The sequence below is a fragment of the Bradyrhizobium sp. HKCCYLS1011 genome (assembly GCF_051167795.1).
GTDB lineage: Bacteria > Pseudomonadota > Alphaproteobacteria > Rhizobiales > Xanthobacteraceae > Bradyrhizobium.
This window is the reverse complement of the sequence record NZ_JBNPTT010000010.1, coordinates 13,404-27,006: the sequence shown is the minus strand read 5'-3', so window position 1 is coordinate 27,006 and position 13,603 is coordinate 13,404. Positions and strand designations below refer to the sequence as shown.

12 protein-coding genes are annotated in these 13,603 nt (G+C 65.2%); 10 read left to right on the top strand and 2 right to left on the bottom strand.

Translation table 11 applies throughout. From position 1 onward, the window contains the following. Positions 1 to 76 precede the first annotated feature (76 nt). The 4 genes from ACQR1W_RS29430 to ACQR1W_RS29415 all read left to right on the top strand — a co-directional run bounded on the left by ACQR1W_RS29430 (position 77) and on the right by ACQR1W_RS29415 (position 4,045). Positions 77 to 1,108, top strand: coding sequence for a DNA-directed RNA polymerase subunit alpha (locus ACQR1W_RS29430; RefSeq protein ID WP_035981631.1), 1,032 nt, complete (start codon positions 77 to 79; stop codon positions 1,106 to 1,108). Positions 1,109 to 1,296: 188 nt separating this feature from the next. Continuing rightward, positions 1,297 to 1,710: a 50S ribosomal protein L17 gene (rplQ, locus tag ACQR1W_RS29425; protein ID WP_008969423.1), complete on the top strand. Its 414-nt coding sequence runs from the start codon at positions 1,297 to 1,299 to the stop codon at positions 1,708 to 1,710. Positions 1,711 to 1,848: 138 nt separating this feature from the next. Beyond that, entirely contained in the window at positions 1,849 to 2,643 is a 795-nt protein-coding gene (locus ACQR1W_RS29420) for an SDR family NAD(P)-dependent oxidoreductase (protein WP_434854066.1), read from the top strand. A 106-nt stretch (positions 2,644 to 2,749) separates the two neighbouring features. Continuing rightward, positions 2,750 to 4,045 carry a chloride channel protein gene (locus tag ACQR1W_RS29415; protein WP_434854065.1) on the top strand — a complete coding sequence of 432 codons (1,296 nt, stop codon included), beginning with the start codon at positions 2,750 to 2,752 and terminating at the stop codon, positions 4,043 to 4,045. Positions 4,046 to 4,242: 197 nt separating this feature from the next. Here ACQR1W_RS29415 and ACQR1W_RS29410 read toward each other — a convergent pair whose 3' ends face one another. Continuing rightward, the gene (locus ACQR1W_RS29410) at positions 4,243 to 5,256 is read right to left on the bottom strand and encodes a zinc-binding alcohol dehydrogenase family protein (RefSeq protein ID WP_434854064.1); all 1,014 of its coding nucleotides are present in this window, start codon (positions 5,254 to 5,256) and stop codon (positions 4,243 to 4,245) included. A gap of 117 nt (positions 5,257 to 5,373) precedes the next feature. On the opposite strand from ACQR1W_RS29410, the gene ACQR1W_RS29405 reads away from it, so the two are divergent. The 5 genes from ACQR1W_RS29405 to ACQR1W_RS29385 all read left to right on the top strand — a co-directional run bounded on the left by ACQR1W_RS29405 (position 5,374) and on the right by ACQR1W_RS29385 (position 11,049). Next, entirely contained in the window at positions 5,374 to 5,754 is a 381-nt protein-coding gene (locus tag ACQR1W_RS29405) for a winged helix-turn-helix transcriptional regulator (protein WP_008969427.1), read from the top strand. A 59-nt stretch (positions 5,755 to 5,813) separates the two neighbouring features. Beyond that, entirely contained in the window at positions 5,814 to 7,208 is a 1,395-nt protein-coding gene (locus tag ACQR1W_RS29400; RefSeq protein ID WP_434854063.1) for a DegQ family serine endoprotease, read from the top strand. Beyond that, on the top strand, positions 7,205 to 8,536 hold the full coding sequence (locus ACQR1W_RS29395; protein WP_434854062.1) for a replication-associated recombination protein A: 1,332 nt from the start codon (positions 7,205 to 7,207) through the stop codon (positions 8,534 to 8,536). The genes ACQR1W_RS29400 and ACQR1W_RS29395 overlap by 4 nt, the downstream gene beginning before the upstream one ends. A 145-nt stretch (positions 8,537 to 8,681) precedes the next feature. Further along, entirely contained in the window at positions 8,682 to 10,214 is a 1,533-nt protein-coding gene (locus ACQR1W_RS29390; RefSeq protein WP_434854061.1) for a tyrosinase family protein, read from the top strand. Positions 10,215 to 10,227: 13 nt separating this feature from the next. Then, positions 10,228 to 11,049 (top strand): DUF2182 domain-containing protein, encoded by an 822-nt coding sequence (locus ACQR1W_RS29385; protein ID WP_434854060.1) that lies wholly within the window; start codon positions 10,228 to 10,230, stop codon positions 11,047 to 11,049. Here ACQR1W_RS29385 and ACQR1W_RS29380 read toward each other — a convergent pair. Continuing rightward, complete coding sequence (locus ACQR1W_RS29380; protein WP_434854059.1) at positions 10,980 to 11,924, bottom strand: alpha/beta hydrolase; 945 nt, start codon at positions 11,922 to 11,924, stop codon at positions 10,980 to 10,982. The two genes, ACQR1W_RS29385 and ACQR1W_RS29380, sit on opposite strands and share 70 nt — an antisense overlap. Before the next feature lie 98 nt (positions 11,925 to 12,022). Here ACQR1W_RS29380 and ACQR1W_RS29375 point away from each other — a divergent pair, with 98 nt between their 5' ends. Further along, entirely contained in the window at positions 12,023 to 13,435 is a 1,413-nt protein-coding gene (locus ACQR1W_RS29375) for an RluA family pseudouridine synthase (protein ID WP_434854058.1), read from the top strand. Positions 13,436 to 13,603 lie beyond the last annotated feature (168 nt).

Below are 13,603 nucleotides of genomic sequence, written 5' to 3'. Positions count from 1 at the left end.
TGAGCGATTTGATTGCCGCGCGATCTGATGCGCGGGTCTCCAACGCCAGCCGTTCAGACCGCGAGGGCTGGCCCGTATGGGTGAAACAGTGACGATCCAGAAGAATTGGCAAGAATTGATTCGGCCGAACAAGCTCCAGGTCACGCCGGGATCCGACGCGACCCGTTTCGCCACCGTGGTTGCCGAGCCGCTGGAGCGCGGCTTCGGCCAGACGCTGGGCAACGCGCTGCGTCGCATCCTGCTGTCGTCGCTGCAGGGCGCCGCCGTGCAGTCGGTACACATCGACGGCGTGCTGCATGAGTTCTCCTCGATCGCGGGCGTTCGTGAGGACGTCACCGACATCGTGCTGAACATCAAGGACATCTCGATCAAGATGCAGGGCGAAGGCCCCAAGCGCATGGTCGTGAAGAAGCAGGGTCCTGGTGCCGTCACCGCCGGTGACATCCAGACCGTGGGCGACGTCGTCGTGCTCAATCCGGAGCTGCAGATCTGCACGCTGGACGACGGCGCCGAGATCCGCATGGAGTTCACGGTCACCACCGGCAAGGGCTATGTGCCGGCCGAGCGCAACCGTCCTGAGGATGCGCCGATCGGCCTGATCCCGATCGACAGCCTGTTCTCGCCGGTCCGCAAGGTCTCCTACAAGGTCGAGAACACCCGCGAGGGCCAGATCCTCGACTACGACAAGCTGACCATGACGATCGAGACCAATGGCGCGATCTCGCCGGAGGACGCCGTGGCCTATGCCGCGCGCATCCTGCAGGACCAGCTCAACGTCTTCGTCAACTTCGAAGAGCCGCGCAAGGAAGTCGCGCAGGAGATCATCCCCGATCTCGCCTTCAACCCGGCCTTCCTCAAGAAGGTGGACGAGCTCGAGCTGTCGGTGCGTTCGGCCAACTGCCTGAAGAACGACAACATCGTCTATATCGGTGACCTCGTGCAGAAGTCGGAAGCGGAGATGCTGCGCACCCCGAACTTCGGCCGCAAGTCGCTGAACGAGATCAAGGAAGTGCTGGCTCAGATGGGGCTGCATCTCGGCATGGAAGTGCCGGGCTGGCCGCCGGAGAACATCGACGAGCTCGCCAAGCGCTTCGAAGATCACTACTGATTTTCGTCATTCCGGGGCGGTGCGCAGCATCGAACCCTCAGGTGCGCAGTTGCGCACCGAGAATCTCGAGATTCCGGGCTCGCCTCTTCGAGGCGCCCCGGAATGACTGACCCGGGCGAACGCAGGCAGCCCACCTGAGCAGATGTCCGACGAACCGTCGCGGCAGATTGAAATGAAGGACTAAGACAATGCGTCACGGCAAGGTTCATCGGAAGCTCAACCGCACCGCCGAGCACCGCAAGGCGATGTTCGCCAACATGTGCGCCGCGCTGATCAAGCACGAGCAGATCGTCACCACGCTGCCGAAGGCCAAGGAGTTGCGGCCGATCGTCGAGAAGCTGGTCACCCTCGGCAAGAAGGGCGGCCTGTCGCTGCGCCGCCAGGCGGCGTCGGAGCTGCGCGACGAGGCGATGACCAAGAAGCTGTTCGACGTGCTGGCGGCCCGCTACAAGGACCGCAACGGCGGCTACACCCGCATCATCAAGGCCGGCTTCCGCTACGGCGACAACGCCGCCATGGCGGTGATCGAGTTCGTCGATCGCGACGTCGATGCCAAGGGCCAGGATTCCGGCCCGGTCCAGGAGACCTCGGAAGCGGCGTAAGCTTGCTCCGATCCAGGATTTTTGAAAGCGGCGCCTTCGGGCGCCGCTTTTATTTTGAGGATCAGCTCTGCACACAGCGCGTTGGGTGTCGGCGCTGCGCCATCCCACATGCGTTCGATTGCACAACGGGAGCTGCTCATGCACATCGACCTCTCAGGAAAGATTGCCCTGGTCACCGGTTCCACCGCCGGCATCGGCCTTGCCATTGCCAAGGGGCTCGCCGCCTCCGGCGCCGAGGTGGTCGTCAATGGGCGCAGCCGGGATCGCGTCGACGCCGCCGTGGCCCAGCTCAAGGCCGCGCATACGGGCGCCAAGGTCCGCGGCATTGCCGGCGACGTCGGCACGATCGAGGGCTGCAATGATCTGGTCACGGCGCTTCCCGAGGTCGACATCCTCATCAACAACACCGGCATCTACGGGGCGCAGGATTTCTTCGAGATCTCGGATGAGGAGTGGAGCCGGTACTTCGAGATCAACGTGATGTCGGGCGTGCGGATGGCGCGCGCCTACATGCAGGGCATGCTGAAGCGCAATTGGGGTCGCATCGTCTTCATCTCCTCGGAGTCGGCGCTGAACATCCCGACCGAGATGATCCAGTACGGCATGACCAAGACCGCGCAGCTTGCGATCTCGCGCGGGCTCGCCAAGCTGACGCGCGGCACCGGTGTGACCGTCAATTCCGTTCTTCCCGGGCCGACGCTGTCCGAGGGCGTCGAGACCTTCGTCAAGGATCTCGCGCGCCAGAACGGCCAGTCGGAGCAGGAGGCGGCGGCGAATTTCGTCAAGCAGCACCGTCCGGGCTCGCTGCTGCAGCGCTTCGCCAGCGTCGACGAGGTCGCCAACATGGTCGTCTATGTCGCCTCGAAGGAGGCTTCCTTTACCAATGGGGCCGCGTTACGCGTCGAAGGCGGCCTGGTCGATACCATCGCTTAGCTCCGGTGCCCGGGGCGGCGGCCTGTCCGATCTCCGTGGTCGCGCTGGACCGCCGTCCGATTTTCGTCGAGGGTATTGTGCCGGGATACCCAGCGAATCGAAGCTGATGACCTTGATTTCTCCCCGCCGGAAGCGGCGGCTCAAGCTGATCTCCGCGCGCTGGCAGCGTCGGGTGCTGTTCGTGGCCGGTGGCCTCGTCGTTGGTGCGGCCGCGGTGGCGCTGGCGAAGCTGGCCGACGAGGCGCAACTCGCCTTCAGCTGGCTGTTGTCGCTGTCGCGCTATGCGGCGCTGCTGGTGACGCCAGCGGGCTTTGCGCTGTCAGTGTATCTCACCCGGCGTTTCTTCCCGAACGCGCAAGGCAGTGGCATTCCGCAGGCGATTGCGGCGCGCCATCTCTCCGACACCCGCGCGCGCAACGCCTTGGTCTCGATCCGCATCGCGATCGGCAAGATCGTGCTGACGCTGTTGGGCCTTCTTTGTGGCGCGTCCGTCGGCCGCGAAGGCCCGACCGTGCAGGTCGGCGCCTCCATCATGTTCGCGCTCGGCCGGCTTTCGCCGCGGCGCCAGCCCGGACTGATCCTGGCCGGTGCGGCGGCCGGCGTCGCTGCGGCGTTCAATACGCCGCTGGCCGGCATCGTGTTCGGGATCGAGGAGATGAGCCGCGCCTTCGAGACCCGCACCTCGAGCCTCATCATCGCGACCGTCATCGCTGCCGGCCTGACCTCACTGGCCCTGATGGGCAACTACACCTATTTCGGCTCGACGCCGATCGCGCTCAGTCGTGGCGCTGACTGGCTGGCGATCCCGCTCTGTGGGGTGCTTGGCGGAGCGATGGGCGGCCTGTTCAGCCGCATCCTGATCACCCTGGCGCGGGGCTCTGCCGGTCCGGCTGGCCAGGCCATCAAGCGCTACCCGCTGGTCTTCGCGCTGTTGTGCGGCTTTGCCGTTGCGCTGTGCGGCCTGATCTCGGGTGATACGATCTATGGCACCGGCTATGCACAGGTGAAGGCGGCGCTGGAGACCGGCACGCCGCTGCCGCAGAACTTTGGCCTCCTGAAATTCCTCGCGACTACCTTTGCTGCGATCAGCGGCATTCCCGGCGGCATCTTCGCGCCGTCGCTCGCAGTTGGCGCCGGGCTCGGCGCCAATGTCGCGTCGCTGTTTCACGATACGCCACTGGCGCCGATCCTGCTGCTCGGCATGGTGTCCTATTTCGCCGGCGTCGTGCAGGCGCCGATCACCGCCTTTGTCATCGTCACCGAGATGACCGACAATCACGCGATGGTGGTGCCGGTCATGATGGCCTCGCTGATCGCCTACGGCACCTCGCGACTGATCTGCGAGGAGGGGCTCTATCATGCCCTCGCCAAGGGCTTTGTCGCCAAAGCAGAGCAGGGATGAACTAATAAGCAAGACTCGGACGCAATGCGCCGCGAGAATGATCTCGTATTCCTCAGCCGTCATCGTCCGCGAAGGCGGACCATCCGGTACGCCGCGGCTTATCGCTCGAGCACCGAGGCCGCGGGAATACTGGATCACTCGCCTCGCGGGTGATGACGGCGCATCTAATTGGCGACCGCGCTATTTGAAAAGCGCTCCTACCACCCCTCCAGCACAATCTTGCCGCGGGCCTTGTTGCTTTCGATCAGCGTATGGGCCCGCTTGAGATTGGCGGCGTTGATGGTGCCGTAGTTGTCGCCGAGCGTGGTGCGGATCACGCCCTTGTCGATCAGGTCGGCGACGTCGTTGAGCAGATTGTGCTGGGCGATGATGTCGGGCGTGGTGAAGGAGGAGCGCGTGAACATCGATTCCCAGTGGATCGAGATCGCCTTGCCCTTGAAGGCGGTGGCGGCGAACTCGGTGGGATCATCGATCAGGCCGAACTTGCCCTGCGGCGCCATGAACTCGATGATCTGCTTGTAGTGCTGGTCGGTGTGGGTGAGGCTTGCGACCAGTTCGACCGGCGGCAGCTTCAATGCCTCGATCTGCGCCCTCATCGGCTGGTTGTGATCGATCACCGCATGCGCGCCGAGCTTAAGGCACCAGTCGCGCGATTCCGGCCGGGTCGCGGTGGCGAGCACGGTCAGCCCCGTCAGACGCCGTGCGAGCTGGATCAGGATCGAGCCGACGCCGCCGGCAGCGCCTGTGATCAGCAGCGTGCGTGCATCGAGGCTCTTGCCGGGGACAGCGCCGAGCCGATCGAACAAGAGCTCCCAGGCCGTGATCGAGGTGAGGGGAAGCGCGGCGGCTTCGGCAAAGGACAGGCTCTTCGGCTTGCGGCCCACAATCCGCTCGTCGACCAGGTGGAATTCGGAATTGGTGCCCTGGCGCAGGATCGAACCGGCATAGGCCACCTCGTCGCCCGGCTTGAACAGCGTGACCTCCGGGCTGACCGCGTCGACCACGCCGGTCGCGTCATAGCCGAGGATCTTGACCTCGCCCTCGGGCGGGGCGGCGCGCTTGCGGACCTTGGTGTCGACCGGATTGACCGAGACCGCCTTCACCGCCACACGGATATCGCGCCCCTTGGGTTCGGGCTTGGCGGCTTCGACATCGATCAGGGCGTTCGCATCCTCGATCGGCAGGGATTTCTTGTAACCGACGGCCTTCATCGTGAACCTCCGTTTCGAATGGCTCGTAACGCGCTAACTGTCCTGTTGGCATCATCTGCACAAGTACTGTAAAAACAGGGAACTAGTCCCCGTTTGGATACTATTGGACGAATCTCGATGAAACGGCGCGATTTCGGGCGCAGGCCCGGCTGTGCGGTGGAGGCCACGCTCGATCTGATCGACGGCAAGTGGAAAGGGGTAATTCTCTACCACCTGCAGGAGGGCTGCCAGCGCTTCGGCGAGCTGCGGCGGCGGATGCCCGGCATCACCCAGCGGATGCTGACCAAGCAGCTGCGCGCGCTGGAGGAGGATAAGCTGATCATCCGCACTGTCTATGCCGAGGTGCCGCCGCGGGTCGAATACAGCCTTTCGGAGGTCGGCGAGACCCTGCGGCCGGTGATCGACATCCTCAAGGCCTGGGGCGAGAGCCACCAGGAACGGCTGTCCTGCGCGCCCGTTCACGACGAGATCGTCAAAACGCCTCATCCGGCGGCATAACCTTGGCCGGTCTCCCTGTTCCGCCTATATCGAAGGCATTCAATTCCAGGATTCTCCGAATGACGTTGATCAGAACTTTCGCTGCACTGCTGCTCTCGGTGCTGGCTGCGGCTCCTGCGCTGGCGCAGGAGCGCCGCGTGCCGTCCTCGCCGGCCGAGATCAAGCTCTCCTATGCGCCGATCGTGCAGCGCGTGCAGCCCGCAGTCGTCAACGTCTATGCCGCCAAGATGGTGCAGAACCACAACCCGTTCCTGGATGATCCGATCTTCCGCAAATTCTTCGGGCTGCAAGGCGGGCCGCAGGAGCAGATGCAGCGTTCGCTCGGTTCGGGCGTGATGGTCGATCCCTCCGGCCTTGTGGTTACCAACGTGCACGTGATCGAGGGCGCCGACGAGGTGAAGGTCTCGCTGTCGGACAAGCGCGAATTCGAAGCCGAGATCATGCTGAAGGACACCCGCAGCGACCTGGCGGTGCTCAAGCTGAAGAACGTGAAAGAGAAGTTCGCGACCCTCGACTTCGCCAATTCGGACGAGCTGATGGTCGGCGACGTCGTGCTCGCGATCGGCAATCCGTTCGGCGTCGGCCAGACCGTGACGCATGGCATCATCTCGGCGTTGGCGCGCACCCAGGTCGGCATCACCGACTACCAGTTCTTCATCCAGACCGACGCGCCGATCAATCCCGGCAACTCCGGCGGCGCGCTGGTCGACATGACCGGGCGGCTCGCCGGCATCAACACCGCGATCTATTCGCGCTCCGGCGGTTCGCAGGGCATCGGCTTTGCGATTCCAGCCAACATGGTGCGGGTCGTGGTCGCCTCGGCCAAGAGCGGCGGCAAGGCCGTGAAGCGGCCCTGGCTCGGCGCCAAGCTGCAGGCAGTGACGCCTGAGATCGCCGAGAGTCTCGGCCTGCGCTCGCCGACCGGCGCGCTGGTCGCAAGCGTGGTGCCGAACAGCCCGGCGGCGCGCGCCGGATTGAAGGAATCCGATCTGATCACCGCGATCGACGGCCAGGCCATCGAGGACCCCAACGCGTTCGACTATCGCTTTGCCACCCGTCCGCTCGGCGGCAGCGCCGAAGTCGAGGTGCAGCGCAGCGGCAAGCCGGTCAAGCTCGCGATGCCGCTGGAGACTGCACCGGACGGTGGCCGCAACGAGATCGTGATCAGCGGCCGCTCGCCGTTCCAGGGCGCACGCGTCGCCAACATCTCGCCCGCGCTGGCCGACGAGCTGCATCTCGATGCCGATACCGAGGGCGTCGTCATCGTCGAGCCGGGCGACGGCACGCCGGCCGCCAATGTCGGCTTCCAGAAGGGCGACATCATCATGGCCGTGAATAGCCAGCGCATCGGCAAGACCGCGGAACTGGAGAAAGCTTCGCGCGACACCGCCCGCGTCTGGCGCATCACGCTGCTGCGCGCAGGCCAGCAGATCAACGTCACGCTCGGCGGATGAGTCCGAAGCGCCCCCAGCAAGGACCAAGTCTCTTCGCTGCGGCGGGGCTGGAGCAGGATGCGCCGCGTCCGCTCCCCGAAAAGCTGCGGCCGCACAAGCTGTCCGACGTCGTGGGCCAGGATCACATCCTCGGCCCCGACGGCGCGCTGACGCGCATGCTGGAAACGCGCACGCTGGGCTCGCTGATCTTCTGGGGCCCGCCGGGCACGGGCAAGACCACGGTGGCGCGGCTTCTGGCCGATGCCACCGAGCTGCATTTCGAGCAGATCTCGGCGGTGTTCTCCGGCGTTGCCGATCTGAAGAAGGCGTTCGATGCGGCGCGGGCGCGTCGCGAGACCGGCAAGGGCACGCTGCTGTTCGTCGACGAGGTGCACCGCTTCAACCGCGCGCAGCAGGATTCTTTTCTGCCCGTGATGGAAGACGGCACGGTGGTGCTGGTCGGCGCCACCACGGAGAATCCGTCGTTCGAGCTCAACGCGGCGCTCCTGTCGCGCGCCCGCGTGCTGGTGTTCCATTCGCTCGATGCTGCCGCGATCGAGAAGCTCTATGCCAATGCGGAAGCGGTCGAGGGCCGCAAGCTGCCGCTGGATGATGAAGCGCGTGCCGTGCTGATCCGGATGGCCGACGGCGATGGTCGCGCCGCCTTGACGCTCGCCGAAGAGGTCTGGCGCTCGGCGCGCAAGAACGAGATCTTCAATGCGGCGCAGCTGCAGGAGATCCTGCAGCGCCGCGCGCCGATCTACGACAAATCGGCCGACGGTCACTACAATCTGATCTCGGCGCTGCACAAGTCGGTGCGCGGCTCCGATCCCGATGCGGCGCTGTATTACTTCGCGCGCATGCTCGATGCCGGCGAAGACCCGCTGTTCCTGGCGCGCCGTATCGTGCGCATGGCGGTGGAAGACATTGGCCTTGCCGATCCGCAGGCGCTGGTCATCGCCAATGCCGCCAAGGATGCATATGACTTCTTAGGCTCTCCCGAGGGCGAGCTCGCGATCGCCCAGGCCGTGATCTATGTCGCGACCGCGCCGAAATCGAACGCGGCCTACAAGGCGTTCGGTGCGGCCAAGCGGGTGGCGAAAGAGGGCGGTTCGCTGCTGCCGCCCAAGCACATTCTCAACGCGCCGACCAGGCTGATGCAGAACGAAGGCTATGGCTCCGGCTATCAGTACGACCACGACGCGCCGGACGCCTTTTCGGGCCAGGACTATTTCCCCGAGAGCCTTGGTCGCCAGCACTTTTATGATCCGCCGGAACGCGGTTTCGAGCGCGAGATCAGGAAGCGGCTGGAATACTGGGACCGCTTGAGAAAAGAGCGCGGCGATTGAACCTTTCCGCACGTGTCCGCACCAAATTTATGGCACATCCTCAACTTAGAGTAGCGGTGTCATCGCGCTCTGAGCGCAGTGCGATGGAATTTTGAGAACCCGATTTTTTCTGTGGGGTGTGGCCCAATGACGGGAGGCTGCGACCATGGTTTTCACACGCAAGAATGTTTGGCAGCTCGGCGACACCTGGGCTGATCCGATCCTGTGGTACGCGCGCGGCGTCAAGGCGATGAAGGCACGCGCGCTCAATGATCCCACCGGCTGGCGCTTCTTCGGTGCGATCCACGGCATCGACCGAACGCTGTGGACGCGGCTCGGCTATCTTTCCGAGCAGGACCACATGCCAAGCAAGCATGACCTCCAGACCTATTGGAACCAGTGCCAGCACGGCAGCTGGTACTTCCTGCCGTGGCATCGCGGCTATCTGCTGGCCTTGGAGGCGGTGATCCGCGACGCCGTGGTCCAGGCCGGCGGCCCGAAGGACTGGGCGCTGCCGTACTGGAACTATTTCAAGCCGGACCAAAACAAATTGCCGCCCGCCTTCGCCTCGAAGGATTGGCCGGACGGCACGGGCGACAATCCGCTGTTCGTGGAGCAACGCTACGGTCCGGACAATAATGGCACTGTCTTCGTCCCGATGGACCAGGTCGATGAGAACGCGCTCGGCGATGCCAGGTTCGTCGGCGGTGCGGATGGCGGCAGCCCGGGCTTCGGCGGCGTCAACACCGGCTTCAGCCATGGCGGCAATATCCATGGCGGCATCGAGACCCAGCCGCACGACATGGTGCATGGGCTGGTGGGCGGCGGCAATCCGGATACCAACCTGCCGGGGCTGATGTCGGATCCCGACACCGCGGGGCTCGATCCGATCTTCTACCTGCATCACGCGAATATCGATCGGCTCTGGGAGGTCTGGAACGAGACGCCGACATCGACCGGCGATCCCACCGCGTCCAAATGGGTGAAAGGTCCCGCCAGCATCGGTGAACACGCCTTCGTGCTGCCGATGCCCGGCGGCAAGAGCTGGACCTACACGCCTGGCGAGATGAAGAGTCTCTCTGAGCTTGGCTATCAGTATGACGATGTGTCGTCGCCGTTTGCCAAGCCACAGATGGTCAAGCGGTTGGAGCGGCTCGGCGTTGCCGTCGCCGCGGCCGATGTCAGGAGTGCCGCCATGGCCGAACCGAAGAGCACCGAATTGATAGGGGCCAGCGGGAGCCTGCGGGTGACTGGCTCCGATATCCGCGCCTCGGTCGCGCTCGACCGTTCGGTGCAGAGCAAGGTGACGTCGAGCCTCAAGGGGTTCGCGGCGGCGCCGACGCAGTCCGCGCCCGATCGCGTGTTCCTGAACCTCGAAAATGTGCGCGGCCTCAGCGATGCCACCACTTTCAACGTCTATATCAACGTGCCGGACGGCGACGATCCGGCCCAGCATCCCGAGCTGAAGGCGGGCAGCATTGCCCTGTTCGGCATGCGGAAGGCGTCCGCGGCTGATGACAAGCATGCCGGTGACGGGCTGACCTTCGTGCTCGAGATCACTCGGATCATCGATGCGCTGCATCTCGCGGGTACGCTCAGCCCCGACCAGCTGCATGTGCGGCTGGTGCCGCGCCAGCCGGTGCCGGACGCGGCCCAGATCAGCATCGGTCGTATCAGTGTCTTCAGGCAGTCGCCTTGAGGGCGGTGGCGCAATGATGCGCCGGGTCCACGGACCGCAGCCATGGCTCATCGTGCTTGCCGCGGTGAGCCTGTCCGGCTGGCTGGCTCTGCTGCTCGGCGGCATCGGCGGCGTGGCTCCTGCGCTTTGCCTGTCCGGAACGCTGCCGCTCACGCCGCTCTTGACCTCGTTCGAGCTCGCGCTGCTGTTCAACGCGCCGGCGAAGCTCGCATCCGGATGGGCCCTGATGTGGGCCGCGATGATGCTGCCTCTGATCGCGGCCTCCCTGCGCCATGTGCGCGACCGCAGCCTTGCGCGGCGCCGGACCGCAGCCATGCTGCTGTTCGCGACCGGGCATGCCGCGGTGTGGATCATCGCCGGGATGGTCCTGCAACTGGTCGCGCTGTCGGCGCTATGGGCGGTGCCGGCACCACGTGCATGGTTCACTGGCGCGGTGCTGCTTGCGCTGCTCTGGCAGGTGTCGCCGCTCAAGCAGTGGAGTCTCAATCGCTGTCATCGAAGGCCTCAGCTGGCGGCTTTCGGCTGGCGTGCCGATCGCGATGCGCTGTGTTTCGGTCTCGGCAACGGCGTGGCCTGCGTCGGCGCCTGCTGGGCCCTGATGCTGGTGATGCTGTTGGCCGGACCGGCCGAGCCGCTCGCGATGATCGTGGTCGCGCTGTTTGCCTTCGCCGAGCGGCTGGATACACCGGCTGCGCTCGCCTGGCGCTGGCGGGGCGGGGCCAAGGCGCTGCGGCTGATCGGGGCCGCAGCGCGTGACATCGGGAGCTATTTGCCTGTGGCCACGAACGCGACGATCTCCCGCGTCAGCCGGTCGTCATCAGTGTTGATCGAATAAACCTCCGACATATGACTGTGCTGCGGCAGCATCACCGCGTGCGCACAGCCGACGGCGCGCTTGCAGGCCGCCTGCTTGAGAAGATCGAACTGTTCGACGAAGCGCGGCGGATCGAGCTCGGCGGAGGCGATCATCAGCGGCAGCGTCGAGGCTTGCAGGCCTTGCAGTGACGACCGCTCCTGAAAGCGCGCGGGATCAGTGCCGAAATAGGCCATCTCCTGATCGCCCAGCGGTGACCCCGTGAGATCATAGATGCCGGAGAGCATGATCGCGCCGGCAAGGCCACCGCCCTTGAGCTTGTGAAACTCCGGATGCGCGACATAGGCCGCGACATGCACTGCTCCGGCCGAATGTCCCATCAGGAAGATGCGCGTGGGATCGCCGCCGTTCTGCGCCGCATTGGCCGCGACCCATTGCACGGCGCTGGCGACATCTTCGACGCCGGCGGGCCAGGGCCATTTCGGCGCCAGGCGATAGGTCATGTTGACGCCGAGAAAGCCGTTCTTGGCGGCCCAAAGCATGATGTTGTCGTAGAACGGGCTGTCGGGCGTGCGCTTGTTGCCGCCGATGAAGCCGCCGCCATGCACGAAGATCAGGATCGGGCGGGAGCCGGTACCGCCCTCGGGGGCGAAGACGTCGACCAGGTTGCGCTCGGCCGGCCCGTATCTGACGTCACGCTGCACCCTGATGCCGGCATACGGCTCCGTCTGCTGCAGCGGCACGTAGATCGCCGCCGTCTTCGCCGGATCGACGGTGCGGCCGATCTCGATCAGCTTCCAGGCGATGTCGTCGGGCATCGGGCTTTCCTGGGCCTGGGCGGCGGTCATGGCCAGCCAGGCCGCAGCAAGCATCGGGGCCAGTCTCAGCCGCGCCATTCGTTTAGCTCCCGCATTGTTGTTCAAGGCTCGATTTGCGGCCGGATTTATCGCGATTCCGCCGTGACTGACAGGGACTTTTGGGTTACCCAGCAACCATGAGCCGCCGCATCAAGCGAACCGAGACCCGATCAGATCGTCCGCCCACGCGTCGCAAGAGCGCGCCGGCCCGGGCCGATCGCCCGAGCAGCGATCGCGAGCGGAGCGAACGTCCGAACCGGGATCGTCCAGGCAGCGAGCGCTTCAAGTCCGAACGCGCCGCGGGGCCTCGCAGCGAGACCAGGAGCGACCGTGAGCCGCGCGGCGAGCGCAAGGACCGTGGCGACGAATGGGCCCCGCGTGAGCGGCCTTCCGCCAAGCCTCCCTCTGCCAAACGTCCTTCGCCCAAGCACCCTTCGGCCAAGCATCCTTCGACCAAGCGTGCCGCCGGCAAGCCGGGACGGTTCACCGCGGAGCGTATGGAGCGGCCTGCCGCGGCCCCGGCCGCGCGCAAGAGCGAACCGGACGCGCAGCCCTTGCCGACCAAGGTGCAGACCGTCGTGGTGACAGCCGACGAGAACAACATGCGCGTCGACCGTTTCCTCGAGGCGCGCTTTCCGGGCCTGTCGTTCTCCCACATCCAGCGCATCGTCCGCAAAGGCGAGCTTCGCGTCGACGGCAAGCGTGCCGACAGCAAGGACCGGCTGGAGGAAGGGCAGAGCGTACGCATCCCGCCGCTCAAGCTGGACGCGCCGAAGGAGCGCGGCGCGCTGTCCGAGGCCGAACGCAAGACGCTGGAAAGCCTGAAGGCGATGACGCTTTACGAGGACGACGACGTGCTCGTCCTCAACAAGCCGGCCGGGCTCGCGGTGCAGGGCGGCTCGGGCATGACGCGCCACATCGACCAGATGCTGGAGGTGATGCGCGACGCTAAGGGACAGAAGCCGCGGCTGGTGCACCGGATCGATCGCGAGACCTCGGGCTGCTTGCTGATCGCCAAGACGCGCTTTGCCGCGACGCATCTCACGGGGGCGTTCCGCAGCCGCTCGGCGCGCAAGATCTATTGGGCGCTGGTGGCGGGCGTGCCGAAGCCGAAGCAGGGCCGCATCTCGACCTATCTCGCCAAGGACGAAGGCGAGGAGGACACCATCATGCGCGTCGCCGCCCATGGCGACGAAGGCGCAAGCCACGCGGTGACCTATTATGCGGTGGTCGAGGCCTCCGCGACCAAGCTCGCCTGGGTGTCGCTGAAGCCGGTGACGGGACGCACGCACCAGCTGCGCGCGCACATGGCCCATATCGGTCATCCCATCGTCGGCGATCCCAAATATTTCAACAAGGAGAATTGGGCGCTGCCCGGCGGCCTGCAAAACCGGCTGCATCTCTTGGCGCGCCGCATCGTGATCCCGCATCCGCGCGGCGGCGTGATCGACGCCACCGCACCGCTGCCGCCGCATATGCTGCAATCCTGGAACCTGCTCGGGCTCGAGGCCGATCGTTTCGATCCGATCGAGAACGCGCCGGAGGAATAACTTCGCGACCGTTCTCCGAGGTCCGCGGCACGATCGCAGCGCCGGCTTCTTCTGATTCCGGAAACGTCGTGGGCGTTAGATCCGTCGGGGTGCATTGCGTTGCCGCATGATATGCGCGGGGGATCAAACGGAAGTGAATATATCGCCGGCGCCTCTTTCATCGGTTCC